Origin of the sequence: Nocardia neocaledoniensis (assembly GCF_003182135.1) — a bacterium.
GTDB classification, from domain to species: domain Bacteria; phylum Actinomycetota; class Actinomycetes; order Mycobacteriales; family Mycobacteriaceae; genus Nocardia; species Nocardia neocaledoniensis.
Window position 1 is genome coordinate 95,574 of sequence record NZ_QGTL01000014.1, and the last position, 16,130, is coordinate 111,703.

A 16,130-nucleotide genomic window follows, 5' to 3' on the forward strand; every position below is an offset into this window, starting at 1 on the left:
GCCTGCGGTGACCGATCCGTCGCGCCGGACGTCCGGCCTCCGATCCTGGTTCTCGGCCAACGGCCGCCTCGAATTCGTGCTCGCGCTCGCCTCGGTCACCCTGCTGACCGGAGCATGCGTCGCGCTGATCCTGGTGCCGCGCAACGCCGGTCCGCTGCAGCTGGCCACCGACGAGGCCGAGGTGCTCGACACCGCCGAGCCCATCGACGATCCCCGCCTCACCCCGGTGCGCCGCGACGTGCAGCCGTTCGGTCCGATCCTGGTGCGCCGGGTCGCGGCGGGCGGCGGCACCGACGCGCTGCTGGTGGCCCATCCGAGCCATCGCACCGATCTGGACGTCCTCGAGCAGCAGCTCGGTCCGGCGATCGCCGACGTGAGCGCCGTTTGGGGCGCGGACTGGAACCGGGCGCCGGTGCTCGTCGTCGCCGGGACGCCCGCCGAGTTCACCGCGCTGACCAGGACAGCGGGTGCCGCGACCACCCCCGAGGTGGCCGCGGTCTCCCTCACCGGGTCCTACGTCCCCGGCACCGCGCCGACCGACCAGCGGATCGTGTTCAACCCCGACGCCCGGCGCCGGGTCGGCGACGAGGGGCTGGCGACCCTGCTGCGGCACGAGCTCACGCACGTCGCCACCAGGGCCGCGACCGGTGACGGCGCCCCGCTGTGGCTGACGGAGGGCTACGCCGAATACGTGGCCCAGCGCGCGAGCGGCAACACCTTCTCCCAGATCGCGCCGACGTTGACGACCCGGCTGCGCGCGGGCGCGCTGCCTGCCGATCTGATCGCGGACGCGGAGTTCGCGGGTCCCGAGGCCGCCGTCGCCTACGAGTCCGCGTGGAGCGCCTGTGCCTTCCTCGCCGACCGCTACGGCCCCGGCACCCTCACCACGCTGTATCAGCGGCTGGCGACGGGCCCGCAGTCCGCCGCGGCGCAGGAGGCCGCCTTCTCCGCCGTGCTCGGCGCCTCCCGCGCCGAGTTGCTCGACGGCTGGCGCGCCTGGTTGCGTGGCCGCGCCGTCTGACCACTGCCACCAACCCATTAGGTTGTTCACTTATGGCCCGAACTCTGCTGGTTACCAACGATTTCCCGCCTAGGCCGGGCGGCATCCAGTCCTATCTGCAGGCGCTGGCGAATCAGCTGCCGCCCGACGACCTGGTCGTGTACGCGCCGCGCTGGCGCGGGGACAGCCACGAGAAGTTCGACGCCGCGCAGAAGTTCCGCGTCGTTCGCCACCCGACGACGCTCATGCTCCCCACGCCGGGTGTGGTCCGGCGGGCGAGCGCGCTGCTGCGCGAACACGAGTGCGACACCGTGTGGTTCGGCGCGGCCGCTCCGCTGGCCGCGATGTCGCCGATGCTGCGGCGCGCGGGCGCCGAACGCATCCTGGCCAGCACGCACGGACACGAGGTCGGCTGGTCGATGCTGCCCGGCGCCCGTCAGGTGCTGCGGTCCATCGGCGAGAACACCGATGTGGTCACCTACGTCAGCAAGTACACCCGCGGCCGCTTCGCCTCCGCGTTCGGGCCGCGCGCCGCGCTCGAATACCTGCCGCCGGGCGTGGATCCCGCCGAGTTCCGGCCCGATCCGGGGGCGCGGGCCGAACTGCGCGCCCGCTACGGCCTCGGTGACCGGCCGACGGTGCTGTGCCTGTCGCGCCTGGTCCCGCGCAAGGGGCAGGACATGCTGATCGTCGCGATGACCGAGATCCGCGAGCGCGTCGACGGCGCGGTCCTGGTGATCGCCGGCGGCGGGCCCTACGAGGTCAAGCTGCGCGCGCTGGCCGACGCGCTCGGGGTGAGCGACAGCGTGGTGTTCACCGGCCGGGTGCCCTCCGGCGAACTGGCCGCCCACCACACCCTCGCCGACGTCTTCGCCATGCCGTGCCGCACCCGCGGCGCCGGACTCGACGTGGAGGGCCTGGGCATCGTCTACCTGGAGGCCTCCGCCACCGGGGTGCCGGTGGTCGCGGGCAGTTCCGGCGGCGCACCGGAGACGGTGCGCGAGGGCGAGACCGGCCTGGTGGTGCACGGACGCTCCGTCGAGCAGATCAGCGACGCCGTCGTCGAGCTGCTCACCGACCGCGACAAAGCCGCCGCGATGGGTGCCGCGGGACGCGCGTGGGTGGAGGAGAACTGGCACTGGGACCGCCAGGGCGCCCGCCTGCGGGAGCTGCTGCGGTGACACCCCGGCCGCGATCGGGGCCGCGTCCACTACGCTCAGCGAGGTGAGCAGTATCCAGGTCGCAGATCAGACCTTCCTCGCGGCGCCGCCCGCCGCGATCGCCGACGTGCTGAGCGCCACCAACAACTGGCGCCGCTGGTGGCCCGACCTGCGCCTCGACGTGCGCGAGGATCGCGGCGACAAGGGCATCCGCTGGACGGTGACCGGCCCACTCGACGGCACCATGGAGGTGTGGCTCGAGGCGTTCGCCGACGGCACGATCCTGCATTACTTCCTGCACGCGGAACCCACCGCCGCCAAGCCGATGGCGCCGCGCGCGCTGGCCGCGGCCAATCGCGCGCGCCGCGTCGCCGGGAAGGACATGTCGTTCGAACTGAAGGCCCGGCTCGAGGCCGGCCGCCCCGCGGGCGTCGCGCCCGCGGCCGTCGCGGCGCCCTGAGCGGCGCCCCCGGCACACTGCTCGTCCGCACGAAAGGAACCATTCCGCCGCCATGGCCGACCGGACCCAGAGATCGATCGTCATCGAGGCGCCGTCGAAGCAGGTGATGGCCGTCATCGCGGATCTGGCGTCCTACCCGGAGTGGGTGGCGGCCGCGCAGTCGGTGGAGGTGCTCGAGACCGACGCGCAGGGCCGCGCGAACACCGCGCGCTTCGTGCTGGACGCGGGCGTCGTGAAGGACACCTATGTGCTGGCCTACAGCTGGCGGGCCGACGGCAAGGCGGTGAGCTGGCGGCTGCTCAGCGGTGACCTGCAGAAGGCGCAGGACGGCAGTTACGAACTGCGCGAGCGGCCCGACGGCAGTACCGAGGTGGTCTACGAGCTGACGGTCGACTTGAACATCCCGATGATCGGCATGTTCAAGCGCAAGGCCGAGAAGGTGATCACCGATACGGCCTTGAAGGAACTGAAGAAGCGGGTCGAGGGCTGAGCGCCGCCGGCGGTACCCGGGTCGAACTGTTCGTCGGCAAGGGCGGGGTCGGGAAGACGACGCTGGCCTGCGCGACGGGCCTGGCGCACGCGCGCGCGGGCCTGCGAGTGCTGATCGCGTCGCTGGACCAGGCGCATTCCCTCGGTGACGCGCTGGGCGTGCGGTTCCCGCACGATCCGGGCACGGTCACCGGCGTGGCCAGGGTCGCGCCCGGGCTCGAGGCGATCGAGATCGATTCCCTCGCCCTGCTCGAGGACCGGTTCCGCGATGTGGTGGGCATGCTCGAGCGCGGCGGCAGCCACGACCACGGCATCGACCTGGCCGCGCTGGACCCGGCCGAGCTGACCGGCCTGCCCGGCGTGCAGGAACTGCTGATGCTGGTGGAGATCGCCCAGTTCGCCGAGGAGGACGACTGGGACGTCGTGATCGTGGACTGCCCGCCCTCGGCCGACATGCTGCGCATCGTCACCGCGCCCGACACCCTGCTCACCTATCTGGACCGCCTCTGGCCCCGGCACGCGCGCGCGATGAGCGCGATCGGCACCGACCTGCGCAAGGCCGTGCTCGCGGCCACCGTGGAGCGGATCGTGGGTGCGGTGACCCGGGTCCGCGACCTGCTCGCCGACCCGGCCCGTACCAGCGCGCGCCTGATCACCGGCCCCGAGCAGGTCGCCGTGGCCGAGGCGCGCCGGGTGCGTTCGGCGGCCGCGCTGCTGGGACTGCGGCTGGACGCGGTGGTGGTGAACAAGGTGCTGGCGCCGGTGCCGCCGCCGGGCGAGAGCGCCCATCCGGCCGTGCACTGGTATCTCAACCGCCGGGCAGAGCAGCTCGAGGTGGTGGCGCGGCTGCACGAGCAGCTCACCGATGTGCCGATCCTGCTCGCCCAGCACGCCGGGACCGAACCGGTCGGGGTGAACGCGCTGGTCGCGTTCTCCTATTCGCTCGACACGCGGCCCGGCCCGGCCGCTCGAGGCGCGGATTCGGGCGAACCGATGGTTCGATGGGAGTCCGGCTCCGGTGTCGACTCCGTGTACGCGATGCGGATGCGGCTGCCGGTGGTCGATCCCGGCACCTTGCGGCTGGGCCGAGTGGAGGACGATCTGATCGTGGGAGCCGACGGCGTGCGCACGCGTGTACGGCTCGCCCCGGTGCTGCAGCGCTGCATCGTGGCGGGCGCCGAGCTCGACGACGGTCACCTGGTGGTCCGCTTCCGGCCCGATCCGCAGGTGTGGCCCGCCGATCCGAACTACACGAAGGCGACCGCAGATGAGCAGTGACTCCCAGTCCGAGCGCCGCGGCCACCACCCCGACGGCTTCGCCGAGTTCACCGAGGAGTTGCGGCTGCTCGCCGAGGTCCTGCTGGCCAGGGTCGAACCGGTCCTGCGGCGCACCGCGGCCGACGGCCAGGCCGATCTCGGTGGCTGCGCCTGGTGCCCGGTGTGCGCGGCCGCCGCGCTGGTCCGCGGCGATCACCACGACGTGGTGGCCGCGCTCGCCGAGCACGGCACCTCGATGGTGACGGTCCTGCGCGAGGCGCTCGCGGGCGTTCCGGTCGACCCGGTCCTCCCGCCCGAGTGGGCGGAATACGCTGCGGCCCACCACGATTCACATCACGCCGCCGCGGCCGAGCAGTTCGCCCGCGAACGCGCCGCCGCCGACCCACCCGCGCCGGGCACCGAAGCGACCGGGTTCGCGGGCGCCGACGGACCGCACGCGACCGCCGCGACGCCGGGGTCCACCTCGACCGGAGGACCACACGCGAGCGCCGGAGCGCGTGGCGCCTCCGCCGCCCGGCCACACGCGTCGGACGAGGGCACGGAACGAGCGCACGGCACGGACACCGCGTCGTCACCCCACCCCGCCGACGGCGCACGACCGGGTCCCTCGGACGGCACCGAGCACGCCCGCGGCCGCCGCTCCCGCAACCGCGCCGGCACGCCGCGCCCGCGCCGGGTCGACGAATACGCGACACGCGAGCAGACCCCGGCACCCGAGGACTCCGGCATCGGCCTGACCACCTCCGGCCCGCAGCGCGCCGCCGAGCCCGATCGATCGCGCGCCGCCCGCGCGCCACGCTCGCGTTATGTCGACATTCCGGTGACGATCCGGGGATGACCCAACGGATCGACCCGCAGCACCTGCTCACCGTCGGGATCGACGTCGGTGGCACGAACATCCGCGCCTCGGTCGTCGACGCCGAGGGCGAGGTGCTCGACACCGTGCAGGCGCCGACGCCGCATTCCGAGCGCGCGCTCGAGGACGCGATCGACCGCGCCGTGCGTGACCTCGCGCGCCGCCACCCGGTCGCCGCCGTCGGGCTCGCGGTGGCCGGATTCATCTCCGCCGATCGGTCCACCGTCCGGTTCGCCCCGCACCTGCCGTGGCAGGACGCGCCTGTCGCGCAACGGCTCTCCACCCGCCTCGACCTGCCGGTGATCCTCGAACACGACGCGAACGCCGCGGGCTGGGCCGAGTACCGGTTCGGCGCGGCGGCAGGCGGGCACACCGTGGTCCTCATCGCCATCGGCACCGGCATCGGCGCCGCGCTGCTGATCGACGGGCAGCTCTATCGCGGCAGCCACGGCATCGCCCCCGAACTCGGTCACCTCCAGGTCGTACCGGAGGGCCGGGCCTGCCCGTGCGGCAAGCGCGGCTGCTGGGAGCGGTACTGCAGCGGCACGGCACTGGCCGACACCGCGATCGAACTGCTGGCCACCGACTCCGCGCGCTCGGTGCTCGCCCGCGATGTGCGTCGCGACCCCGGCTCGCTCACCGGCCGCCGGGTGGCGGGCGCGGCGCAGGACGGCGACGAGCTCGCGGTGCGGGTGCTGGCCGACTTCGCCCGCTGGCTGGGCCTGGGGCTGGCCTTCGTCAGCGACATCTTCGATCCCGATCTGGTCGTGATCGCCGGTGGCGTCAGCAGTTCGGCGCCGCTGTTCCTGGACGAGGCCCGCGAGCACTACGCGAGCGCGGTCACCGGGGCCGGGCACCGGCCGCTGGCGCGCCTGCGGACGACCCAGCTCGGAGAGGCCGCCGGCATGATCGGCGCGGCCGAATTGGCCAGGGCGGCGGTCGACGCGCCCGTCGCCGGCGGCACCGGGAGATGAGTGTCACACCCTGTGACCAATCCCGTCGTCCTGGGTTGGTTGTGACCTGCGACCAGCGGTAAAGTCGTCTTCCGACGAGGCTGCACACCACGATCCCGGTCCGAAGAAAGGACGCCATGTTCTACTGGCTGCTCAAGTTCGTCTTTCCGGGACCGTTCATGCATCTGTACAACCGGCCGGTGGTCGAGGGTGTCGAGAACGTCCCCGCCGACGGGCCGGCGATCATGGCGGGCAACCACCTCTCGTTCGCGGACTGGCTCTTCGCGCCACTGCTGAGCCCGCGCCGGATCAACTACCTCGCCAAGGCGGAGTACTTCAACACCCCCGGCCTCAAGGGTCGCCTGCAGAAGTTCTTCTTCAGCGGCACCGGCCAGTACCCGATCGACCGCAGCGGCGCCACCGCCGCCGAGGACGCGCTCAACGCGGCGCGCAAGCTGCTCGACGAGGGCCGCCTGGTCGGCCTGTACCCGGAGGGCACCCGGTCCCCCGACGGCCGCCTGTACAAGGGCAAGACCGGCATGGCGCGGCTGGCGCTGGAGACCGGCGTCCCGGTCATCCCGGTCGCCGTCATCGGCACCGACAAGGTGAGCCCGCCCGGACCGTTCAAGTGGCGCAGGCACAAGGTCACCCTCAAGTTCGGCGCCCCGCTGGACTTCTCGCGCTACGAGGGGATGAGCGGCAACCGCTTCGTCGAGCGCGCCGTCACCGACGAGGTGATGTACGAGCTGATGCGCCTCACCGGCCAGGAGTACGTCGACGTGTACGCGCACAGCCTCAAGAAGGGCGTCGCCCCCACCGACCGCCAGCTCGAGGCCACCCGCATCCCGGACACCGCCGCGGGCTGACCTGTTCTCGTCGCTTCCGCCGCACGTCGCACCACGCGCCGTGCGGCGGAGCTGTTTCCGGGCCTCAGTGCGCGGCGACGCGTTCGAGAGCGGCCAGGTCCCGTTCCAGCATCCGGAACAGCCAGTACACGCCGACGAACGCCAGCGCGCCGCCGATGCACAGCACGCGCAGCGGCACGATCACCGACGGGATGTCGGCGGGCGGGATGAAGGTGACCCCGGCCGCGCCGAGCAGCGGGACCGCGGCGGCGATCGTCAGGAAATAGGTGCTGCGCCGTTCCAGCGCGCGCAACTGCGCGGCGTCGGCGGGGCCGAGCCCGCCGAGTGACAGGAACGCCGGATAGAGGCAGCGCACCGCGTAGAAGCTGACCAGGAAGTACGGATAGGCCATGGCGATGGCGCCGCAGACGATCTGGGTCAGGAAGAAGTGCGCCGAGGATTCGGCGCCGAGGTTGCTCCCGGACAGCTGCACCGAGACCGGGACCGCGATCCCGGCGATCACCCACAGCACGAAGCAGGTGAGCACGTTGCGGCTGGCCAGCTGCAAGGTGTCCGAGCGCGCCCTGGCCAGCGCGCGGGCGTCGTAGCCGCGGCCGGTGCGCAGGCCGTGCATGATGAACCACAGATGCATGACCAGGGCGACGGTCACGACGGCGCCGATCACGAAGCCGACGCCGTAACAGGTCCAGGCGACCAGGTCGAAGGTCCGCTGCGCGTCGGCGTCGAGCTTGCCGAAGATCAGCGTCCGGTTGTGGTTGTAGCTGTAGAGGATCGCCAGCGCGTTGGGCACCGCGATGGCCAGCGCCATGATGGGGTGGATCCAGCTGCGCGCCCGCAGCCGCGCGCTGCCCGCGGGCGGGTCGACCAGATCGCGGGCCCGCGCGTCCAGGCACACCTGGAGCTGCTGGGCCATGTCGGCGCCGCGTTCCCAGCGCGCGGCCGGATCGGGTTCGAGGGCGCGCACGAGCGCGCGGCGCAGCGCGGCGGGGGTGTCGGGCGGCAGGTCGTCGTAGGGCAGGTCGCCGGGACTGTGCGCGCGCCGGTCGAGCATCGAGTCCAGGGCGGTGCGATCGCCGCCCGCGGCGGTGTCGTCGCCGAAGGGTTTGCGGCCGGTGAGCAGCTCCCACAGCACCACCGCCAGCGAGAACAGGTCGCTGCGGGTGTCGAGGTCGGCCGCGGCGGTGGGCCGGTCCGGATGCACCACCGACAGTTGCTCCGGTGACATGTACGCCAGCGATCCACCGAAGTAGGCCACCGGGCTGTCCCCGGAGACGTTGCCGCTGAAACTGATGTTGAAATCGGCGAGCTTGGGCACCCCCTCGGCGGTGAGCAGCACGTTCGCCGGTTTGACGTCGCGGTGCAGAACCCCGAGCCCGCCCGCGTAGTCCAGCGCCTGCGCCAGCCGGCGCCCCAGCCACGCCACGGTCTCCGGCCAGGACAGCCCGGCGATCTCGGCGCGTACCGGCGATTCGGCGGGCTGGATCTCCCCCTTCGCGGCGAGCACGGAGTCGATGACGTCGAGCAGCAACCGCCCGTCGCGCTGGTCGGGCGGGGTGACGCGGACCCGTTCCAGCACATCGAGCAGCGTGCCGCCGGGCACGTACTGCATGTACAGCAGCCGCAATCCGGGTCCCTCGACGACCCGCTGGTCGAAGACCCGCACGATGTAGTCGTGGTCGAGCTGGGCCAGCGTCTGCGGTTCGGTGCCCTTGTCGCGGGAGATCTTGACCGCCACCAGCCGCTGCATGGAGCGCTGGCGGGCCAGGAAGACGCGGGCGAACGCGCCGCGGCCGAGCCCGGCCATCAGGTCGAAGTCGTCGATGCTCTGGCCCGCCTCCAGCTCGTCGAGGCCGGCGGGCACGGCGGGTTCGGCGGTCGCGCCGAGCAGTGTGCTGTGATAGTCCTCGGTGGTCAGCAGTTGCGAAAGCTGTTCGGCCTGTTCGGGATAGGCGGCGGTGTATTCGTCCACGTCCACCGAACCGCCGGCGCGGCGGCGCAGATGGAACTCCTCGTAGATCAGCTCCGGCGGCAGCGGCCAGGTGCGCAGCTCGGGCAGTTCGTCGACGTAGTCGGCCAGCCGTTTCGGCGCCGTACCGCGCTGCCAGCGGTTGATCAGATCGATCTTGATCAGTTCGATCAGCGAGACCCGCCGGAGCGCGGGCGCGGCGGGCAGGTAGTCGCCCAGTGCGGGCGGAGTTTCCGCGTCGCGCCAGGCCGCGCTGAAGCGTTCGATGGCGTCGGTGACCTGGTTGCCCCGCGATGTCTCCGGCGACCGGTCGGGCTGGACGGTCACCCCGGAGGCAGGCGGGGCGGAGTGCGCCATCTCCGCATCGTAACGCCGTCGGCGATCCGGCGGCACCATGTCGGGGCGGCGGCGTCGCTGTTGCGCGACCCCGCCCTGACCGGCCCGCCCTCTTGATAGCCTCGTGCGAGGGCAGAGCCGACCGGCGGATCGGTGTCGGCGGGGCAGCGAGGTGGGACATGGTCGAGGCAGACCCGGACAGCCGGGTGACACCGTTGCTCCGGCGGATGAAGCCCGCCGCCGAGCCGCGCGGCGCCACCCTGCCGACCGGCAAGGTCGCCCGCAGCGCGCGGCTGGCCGCGGTGCCCGTCGCCTACGCGGGCCGCCGGATCGCCGGGCTCGGCAAACGCGCCGTCGGCCGCGATCCCGCTCAGGTACAACGCGATATCCGTCTCCGTACCGCCGAGCATCTTTTCCAGGTGCTCGGCGAGCTCAAGGGCTGCGTCGCGAAACTGGGTCAGCTGCTCGGCCTGCTCGAACTCGGCCTCGCCCCCGATCTGGCCGAGCCGTATCGCCAGGCCCTTGCCCGCCTGCACGATTCGGCTCCCGCCATGCTTCCCGGCGCGGTGCACGCCGAGCTGACCACCCACCTCGGCGGCGACTGGCGGTCACTGTTCCTGGAATTCGACGACCGCGCCGCCGCCGCGGCCTCTGTCGGGCAGGTGCATCGCGCCCGCTGGCACGACGGCACCCCGGTGGCGGTGAAGGTCATGTATCCGGGCGCGCGCACCGCGGTGCTCGCCGATCTGCAGGTGCTGCGCCGCGCCACCCCGCTGTTCACCGCCCTGCTGCCCGGCGCCGACACCCGGCCGGTGATCGAGGCGCTGTGCGAGGAGATCCGCGCCGAACTCGACTACGCGCGCGAGGCCGCCAACCAGCGCGCGTTCGCGGCCGCCTTCGCCGACGATCCCGATGTCGTGCTCAGCCGGGTGATCGCGCAGCGCGGGGACGTGCTGGTCACCGAGTGGCTCGAGGGTGTGCCGCTGACCCAGCTGATCCCCCGGGGCGCGGCCACCGAGCTCGACCGGCTCGGCGTGCTGATCCTGCGTTTCCTGTTCTCCGCGCCCGCCCGGGCCGCCCTGGTCTACGGCGACCCGCACCCCGGCAACTTCCTGCGCATGCCCGACGGGCGGCTCGGCGTGGTCGACTTCGGCGCCTGCACCCCGTGGCCCGCGGCGTTCCTCGACGTCGCCGGTGACGTGGGCGCCGCCGTCATCGCCGACTCCCCCGCCGACCTGGAAGCCGCCATCCGCCGACACGGCTTCGTCGCCCCCGGCGGCGCCCTCGACATCGCCACCGTCGCGGCCCGGCTGCAACCGGTCCGCGAGGCGCTGCTCGCGCCCACCTACCCCCTGACCGCCGACTGGCTGCGCGAGCAGGTCCGGCTGGCCACCGATCTGCGCCTGTCGAATGTGCTGCGCCAGTTGACGATGCCGCCCGACCACACCCCCATCCTGCGGTCGTTCCTCGGCGGCATCGCGGTGCTGTGCCAGCTGCGCACCGAGGTACCGCTGCGCGCGGAGTGCACCCGCTGGTATCCCGAGACCGCGGCCGCCGCCGGTCTGTGACTCGGCGTGGTGCACTGGGACATTCCGCGCGCGCCGGTGGGCGCGCTGCTGACGACCCGTCTCGCCGAGGAGCGCGGCGTCCCGGTCGCGACCTGCCTGCGCGGTAGCGGTCTGACGGCCGACCTGCTCGCCGACCCCGAGGCCGAGGTCTCCGCGAGCGCCGAGCTGGCTGTGATCGCCAATGTGCTCCGCGCGCTGGGTGATCCGCCGGGGCTCGGCCTGCGGGCGGGCAGCCTGTTCCGCGTCACCTCCTACGGCATGTGGGGTTTCGCGCTCATCAGCAGCCCCACCGTGCGCTCGGCGATCCAGGCCGGGCTGCAGTTCATCGACCTCACCTTCGCCTTCAGCGCGGTCGAGATGCGCCGCACCGACGGCGATCTCCAGCTCGCCCTCACCGCCCCCGATGTGCCGGAACCGTTGCGGCGCTTCGTACTCGAACGCGACATGGCCGCCGTCCAGACACTCAATCGCGACCTGCTCGCCACCCCGATCCCGATCACCACGATGCGCTCGGCCTTCTCCGGCGCCGCCCCGCTCTACACCGAGACCTTCGGCCGGGCACCGGAATTCGACGCCGACGAGTGCGTGATCGGTTTCGATCAGACCCACCTGGACGTACCGTTGCCGCAGGCGAACGCGCACACCGCCGCCATCACGCTGGCGCACTGCCGCGCGCTGCTCGACCGGCGCACGGCACGCGGCGGCACGGCGAGCCGCGTGCGCGACATCCTCGTCGAACACCTCGCCCAGCCACCGAACGCGCCACGGCTGGCGGCCATGCTGCACCTGAGCGAGCGCACGCTGCGCCATCACCTCGCCAAGGAGGGCACGTCCTACCGCGCCCTGCTCGACGAGGTCCGCGAACGGCTGGCCGAGGAGCTCCTGGTGACCCGAGGGCTGCCCGTCGCCGAGATCGCCCACCGCCTCGGCTATGTGGAGGTGTCGAGCTTCTCGCAGGCCTTCCGGCGCTGGAAGGGCATGGGGCCCCGCGCCTATCGCGACCGGCGGGCCCTCGGCTGAGCGCCGCCGTCAGCCGCGCGGGACCGCGGCGCCGAGCGCGGACACCGCGGACGTCGCCTCGGGGAACAGTCCGGCGTGCAGGTGCCAGACGTGCCACATCCCGTCGAACACGGTCAGCTCCACCGGCACCCCGGCCGCGCGCAGTGCCTCGGCCAGCCGTTCGGCGTCGGCGCGCAGAATCTCCTCCGCCCCGACGTGCACGGTGACCGGCGGTAGCTCGCGCAGGTCGGCGTAGACCGGCGACGCCAGCGGATCGGTCGGGTCCGGCGCGTAGGCGGCCGCGCACTGGCGCAACCAGCCCAGCGGCAGCATGTCGTCGACGCGGCCGTCCAGCCACGGATCCGACAGCGTGAGGTCGGCCCACGGTGAGATCAGCAGCAGCGCGTCGGGCGCGGGAGCACCGGCCTCCCGCAACCTCAGCGCGACGGCGACCGACAGGCCACCACCGGCCGAATCGCCCGCGACGGTGATGTCGGTGTACCCGGCGGCGAGCAGATCGTGATACGCCGCGACGGCGTCGTCCAGCGCGGCCGGGAACGGATGCTCCGGCGCCAGGCGGTAGTCGAGCACGTATACCGGCCGCCCGGCGGACGCGGCCAGATGCGCGGCCAGCGCGCGATGCGTCGGCGGTCCCGCGATCGTGTATCCGCCGCCGTGCAGGTACAGAACGGCGCCCGCCCCGGATACACCAGCGGGATCGATCCGTTCGGCCGCTCGCTCACCGAGCCGGGTCCGGCTGACCTGCGTCCCCCTCGGCAACCTGCGCACCACGCCCAGCGCGCCGGTGGCCCTGCGCCGCACCCCGAGCGGCACCTCCGGCCGCAGCAGGGGCCGCAGTCCGTGCCGGATGATCTTCCGGAAGATCGTCCGCGTTGTGCTCATCGCCGCGCTCCGCTCGAGTCGGTCACCGTCGCCAGGAATGTCGTCCGCGCTGTCATACCGCTCACCGTAGGCGCGCGGCGACGCGCGTCACAGCACCGGACCGGCCAGAAACTTACTCGATTCGGCAAGCCGGTCCGTTCCGTACGGCAGCGTTCACGCGCTGTTGCCGCTCCCGCGTTCCACCGTTCCGCCCGGCGTCGCACTGTGAACCGCATGGCACGTTCGGATTTCGCGATGTCCCGGCGCACCCTGCTGCGCGCCACCGCCGCCGGTCTGGTGACCGCGCCCGCCCTCGCCGCGTGCGGCGACGGCGACGGACCCGGCCTCGTGCGCGCCAGGCCCACCCTCACCCACGGCATCGCCGTCGGAGATCCGCGCAGCGACGGCGCGCTGATCTGGGCGCGCTCGGACCGGCCCGCGACGCTGGTGGTGGAGACCGCGGCGACCGAGAAGTTCAGCGACGTCAAACGATTCACCGGACCGCTGCTCACCCCGGCCACCGACGGCACCGGCCGCATGCGCGTCAACGGGCTGCCCGCCGGTCAGCTGGTGCACTACCGGGTGCGGCTGGAGGGCGAGGACGGCGCCGCCTCCGAGACCCTCACCGGCGTGTTCCGCACCGCACCCACCGCGCCCGCCGACCTCTCGCTGCTGTGGTCCGGCGATGTCGCGGGCCAGGGCTTCGGCATCAACCCCGACCTGGGCGGCATGAAGATCTTCAGCACGATGGCCGCCCGCGATCCGCACCTGTTCCTGCACTCCGGCGACTGCGTCTACGCCGACAACGCGCTGAAGGAGTCGGTCACCCTGCCCGACGGCCGGATCTGGCGCAATGTCACCGCCGAGGCCAAGAACGCGCCGGCCGAGACCCTCGACCAGTTCCGCGGCAACTACGCCTACAACCTCACCGACGACAACTACCGCCGCTTCAACGCCGCGGTCGCGCAGGTGGTCCAGTGGGACGACCACGAGACCACCAACAACTGGTACCCCGGCGGGACCGTGGCCGCCGACAAGGGCTACACGGAGCGTTCCATGGACACCCTGGCCAACCGCGCGTGGCAGGCCTTCCACGAGTGGATGCCGCTCGAGCCCAGGGAAGCCGTCGACGGCCGCCTCTACCGCAAGATCCCTTACGGCCCGCTGCTGGACGTGTTCGTGCTCGACATGCGCGCCTACAAGGACGCCAACGACGCCAACACCGCACCCCAGGGCCGCGTCCTCGGCGCGGCGCAGACGAAGTGGCTCATCGACGGCCTGCGCGAGTCGAAGGCCACCTGGAAGATCGTCGCCGCCGACCTGCCGCTCGGCCTGATCGTCCCCGACGGCAAGACCGCCTTCGAGGGACCCGCCAACGGCGCGCCCGGCGCGCCGTCGGGCCGGGAAACCGAGATCGCCCAGGTGCTCTCGGCGATCAAGGCGAACAAGGTCACCGACGTCGTCTGGCTCACCGCCGACGTGCACTACACCGCCGCGCACCACTACTCCCCCGCCCGCGCCGCGCACACCGATTTCGACGAGTTCTGGGAGTTCGTCTCGGGTCCGCTCAACGCGGGCGCGTTCGGCCCCAACCAGCTCGACCCGACCTTCGGACCCGAGGCCGTGTTCGTGCACGCGCCGCCCGCGCCGAACGCCTCCCCGCTGGACGCGCAGTACCAGCATTTCGGCGAGGTCCGCATCGACGGGCGCACCGGCGAATTCACCGTTGACCTGTGCGACGCGACCGGCACGGTACTGTTCACCAAGCAGCTCGCGCCTACGCGAAAGTAGGTGCGAGGTACCGTGCGCACGAATCGCCGAGCTGTGGTTAGCTATGCGGTCATGGGCACGCCGCACACCGTCATCTCCGAAGAGTATCTCCCCCGTGACACCGCGGATGTCGTTCGCACCGTACGTGATTCGCGGGATCGCGCGGAGCGGTTGACCGTTCGTGGCGGCGAGCAGACCGAAGAGTCCTATGGGTTGACCGATCAACGCGGCGTGCTCTCGCTGCGCAAGATGAACTCGGTGCTCGACATCAATCTGGGCAGGCGCACCGTGCGGGTGCAGGCGGGCGCCAAGCTGTCCGAGATCGACCGCCGCCTCGGCGCGCACGGTCTGGGCCTGCCCGTGGTCGGCGACCACCGCGACATCACCGCGGGCGGGTTCGCCTCGGTCGGCGGCGTGAGCACCGCCTCGCATCGCTACGGCATGTTCATCGACCAGATCGTCGATCTGGAGTACGTCGACCCCGACGGCCGGATCGGCACCTGCGGTCGCGCCCACCACACCGAGCGGTTCCAGCGGATCCTCGGCGCGGGCGGGCGCGCCGGCATCATCACCGCGCTGACCCTCGACGTGGTGGAGGTCGACAAGGACCACACCTGGCTCACCACCGACGCCGACCGCTTCCTCGACTTCGATTCCTTCGTCGAGCACGCCACCACCGAGATCACGAACCCGGGCAGCGCCGCGCTGCAGGTGGGCCGCTGGGTCGACACCGCGCCGCTGAAGGTGGCCCGGCCCGTCGGCACCGGCCAGGTGACGCTCGGCGCGGTCCGCTTCGGCCAGTGGTCCAGCCTCTACCCCGCCACCCCGACGCGTGGCCTGCGGGCCCGGCGCGAGGTCGGCACGCGCACCCGGAAGTCGCTGGGCGCCATCGCGTCCGCGGCGGGCGGCCGCGCGGGCATGCCGGTGCGCAACGCGGCGGCGGGCGCGCTGATGTTCGCGCCGAAGGTGCTCACCATCCGCGACGCGGAGTACCTGGCCGACACCGTCATCAGCTCCTCCGAGCGCGGTCCCGCCTACCGCGTGGGTGTGTTCGCCCCGCTGGCCAACTACGGCTCGGTGTTCTACGGCCTGCACGACCTGTTCGCCGAGCACCGCGAGCGCACCGGCTGCTTCACCGTGATCTCCGCGATGACCTACGGCGTGCGCTCGCCCTATCTGCGTGCCGAAGCCGCCGCCCGCGGCCTCGCGCCCGCCGACTACGGCCTGATCACCTTCACCTGCCGCCTGCGCCCCTCGGCCCTGCCCTCGGAGCAGCTGCGCGAGATCGTGGCCGGCATCGACGACATCTGCCGTTCGGAACAGGCGCTGCGCTACAGCGTCTAGCGACTGTCACGCGTACCCGACAGCGGCCCCGGAGAGCGATCTCCGGGGCCGCTGTCGTGTCGGCGCCGCGAGGACGAGCCGTCCGATCGCGGCGACCTTTCACTCCGTCTGCACGTGTTCGCGAGATGTGATACACGGTGATCAAGCAGGTCAGCGGGGGTTTCATCGCGGGCAATCCGCCCGTCGATCATTTCCGTCTCCCG

Annotated in this window: 14 protein-coding genes; 12 read left to right on the forward strand and 2 right to left on the reverse strand. The window is 72.4% G+C overall.

Going from position 1 to position 16,130, the window contains the following annotated elements:
* Positions 1 to 7 precede the first annotated feature (7 nt).
* From DFR69_RS28805 to DFR69_RS28840, 8 genes are all read left to right on the forward strand, one after another.
* Complete coding sequence (locus DFR69_RS28805; protein WP_110040801.1) at positions 8 to 1,021, forward strand: peptidase MA family metallohydrolase; 1,014 nt, start codon at positions 8 to 10, stop codon at positions 1,019 to 1,021.
* A 32-nt stretch (positions 1,022 to 1,053) separates the two neighbouring features.
* Positions 1,054 to 2,181 (forward strand): glycosyltransferase family 4 protein, encoded by a 1,128-nt coding sequence (locus tag DFR69_RS28810; protein WP_110040802.1) that lies wholly within the window; start codon positions 1,054 to 1,056, stop codon positions 2,179 to 2,181.
* Positions 2,182 to 2,224: 43 nt separating this feature from the next.
* On the forward strand, positions 2,225 to 2,620 hold the full coding sequence (locus tag DFR69_RS28815; protein WP_110040803.1) for a polyketide cyclase / dehydrase and lipid transport: 396 nt from the start codon (positions 2,225 to 2,227) through the stop codon (positions 2,618 to 2,620).
* 52 nt (positions 2,621 to 2,672) lie between these two features.
* Entirely contained in the window at positions 2,673 to 3,110 is a 438-nt protein-coding gene (locus tag DFR69_RS28820) for an SRPBCC family protein (protein WP_110040804.1), read from the forward strand.
* Between the two features lie 26 nt (positions 3,111 to 3,136).
* Positions 3,137 to 4,387, forward strand: coding sequence for an ArsA family ATPase (locus DFR69_RS28825; protein ID WP_110040805.1), 1,251 nt, complete (start codon positions 3,137 to 3,139; stop codon positions 4,385 to 4,387).
* Positions 4,377 to 5,225, forward strand: coding sequence for a hypothetical protein (locus tag DFR69_RS34915; RefSeq protein ID WP_208644064.1), 849 nt, complete (start codon positions 4,377 to 4,379; stop codon positions 5,223 to 5,225). The genes DFR69_RS28825 and DFR69_RS34915 overlap by 11 nt, the downstream gene beginning before the upstream one ends.
* Positions 5,222 to 6,217, forward strand: a complete 996-nt coding sequence (locus DFR69_RS28835; protein ID WP_110040806.1) for an ROK family protein — start codon at positions 5,222 to 5,224, stop codon at positions 6,215 to 6,217. Before DFR69_RS34915 ends, DFR69_RS28835 begins: the two co-directional genes overlap by 4 nt.
* A 116-nt stretch (positions 6,218 to 6,333) precedes the next feature.
* Complete coding sequence (locus tag DFR69_RS28840; RefSeq protein WP_110040807.1) at positions 6,334 to 7,062, forward strand: lysophospholipid acyltransferase family protein; 729 nt, start codon at positions 6,334 to 6,336, stop codon at positions 7,060 to 7,062.
* A gap of 64 nt (positions 7,063 to 7,126) precedes the next feature.
* Here the strand turns inward: DFR69_RS28840 and DFR69_RS28845 are convergent, their stop codons facing one another.
* Positions 7,127 to 9,385 carry a serine/threonine-protein kinase gene (locus DFR69_RS28845; protein WP_110040808.1) on the reverse strand — a complete coding sequence of 753 codons (2,259 nt, stop codon included), beginning with the start codon at positions 9,383 to 9,385 and terminating at the stop codon, positions 7,127 to 7,129.
* A gap of 158 nt (positions 9,386 to 9,543) precedes the next feature.
* Between DFR69_RS28845 and DFR69_RS28850 the strand changes: the two genes are divergently transcribed.
* Both DFR69_RS28850 and DFR69_RS28855 read left to right on the forward strand, forming a co-directional pair.
* Positions 9,544 to 10,932, forward strand: a complete 1,389-nt coding sequence (locus DFR69_RS28850) for an ABC1 kinase family protein (protein ID WP_110040809.1) — start codon at positions 9,544 to 9,546, stop codon at positions 10,930 to 10,932.
* Positions 10,933 to 10,938: 6 nt separating this feature from the next.
* On the forward strand, positions 10,939 to 11,952 hold the full coding sequence (locus DFR69_RS28855; RefSeq protein WP_110040810.1) for an AraC family transcriptional regulator: 1,014 nt from the start codon (positions 10,939 to 10,941) through the stop codon (positions 11,950 to 11,952).
* A gap of 9 nt (positions 11,953 to 11,961) precedes the next feature.
* Here DFR69_RS28855 and DFR69_RS28860 read toward each other — a convergent pair whose 3' ends face one another.
* On the reverse strand, positions 11,962 to 12,834 hold the full coding sequence (locus DFR69_RS28860) for an alpha/beta hydrolase (RefSeq protein WP_110040811.1): 873 nt from the start codon (positions 12,832 to 12,834) through the stop codon (positions 11,962 to 11,964).
* A gap of 213 nt (positions 12,835 to 13,047) precedes the next feature.
* Here DFR69_RS28860 and DFR69_RS28865 point away from each other — a divergent pair, with 213 nt between their 5' ends.
* Positions 13,048 to 14,604, forward strand: a complete 1,557-nt coding sequence (locus tag DFR69_RS28865; protein WP_110040812.1) for an alkaline phosphatase D family protein — start codon at positions 13,048 to 13,050, stop codon at positions 14,602 to 14,604.
* 51 nt (positions 14,605 to 14,655) lie between these two features.
* The gene (locus tag DFR69_RS28870) at positions 14,656 to 15,927 is read left to right on the forward strand and encodes an FAD-binding oxidoreductase (RefSeq protein ID WP_110040813.1); all 1,272 of its coding nucleotides are present in this window, start codon (positions 14,656 to 14,658) and stop codon (positions 15,925 to 15,927) included.
* Positions 15,928 to 16,130 lie beyond the last annotated feature (203 nt).

What these genes read in the sequence shown, in the direction of transcription:
- DFR69_RS28810 (WP_110040802.1), top strand. Translation starts at nt 1,054, where the DNA reads ATGGCCCGAACTCTGCTGGTTACCAACGATTTCCCGCCTAGGCCGGGC.
- DFR69_RS28820 (WP_110040804.1), top strand. Translation starts at nt 2,673, where the DNA reads ATGGCCGACCGGACCCAGAGATCGATCGTCATCGAGGCGCCGTCGAAG.
- DFR69_RS34915 (WP_208644064.1), top strand. Translation starts at nt 4,377, where the DNA reads ATGAGCAGTGACTCCCAGTCCGAGCGCCGCGGCCACCACCCCGACGGC.
- DFR69_RS28835 (WP_110040806.1), top strand. Translation starts at nt 5,222, where the DNA reads ATGACCCAACGGATCGACCCGCAGCACCTGCTCACCGTCGGGATCGAC.
- DFR69_RS28840 (WP_110040807.1), top strand. Translation starts at nt 6,334, where the DNA reads ATGTTCTACTGGCTGCTCAAGTTCGTCTTTCCGGGACCGTTCATGCAT.
- DFR69_RS28845 (WP_110040808.1), bottom strand. Translation starts at nt 9,385, where the DNA reads ATGGCGCACTCCGCCCCGCCTGCCTCCGGGGTGACCGTCCAGCCCGAC.
- DFR69_RS28850 (WP_110040809.1), top strand. Translation starts at nt 9,544, where the DNA reads ATGGTCGAGGCAGACCCGGACAGCCGGGTGACACCGTTGCTCCGGCGG.
- DFR69_RS28860 (WP_110040811.1), bottom strand. Translation starts at nt 12,834, where the DNA reads ATGAGCACAACGCGGACGATCTTCCGGAAGATCATCCGGCACGGACTG.
- DFR69_RS28865 (WP_110040812.1), top strand. Translation starts at nt 13,048, where the DNA reads ATGGCACGTTCGGATTTCGCGATGTCCCGGCGCACCCTGCTGCGCGCC.
- DFR69_RS28870 (WP_110040813.1), top strand. Translation starts at nt 14,656, where the DNA reads ATGGGCACGCCGCACACCGTCATCTCCGAAGAGTATCTCCCCCGTGAC.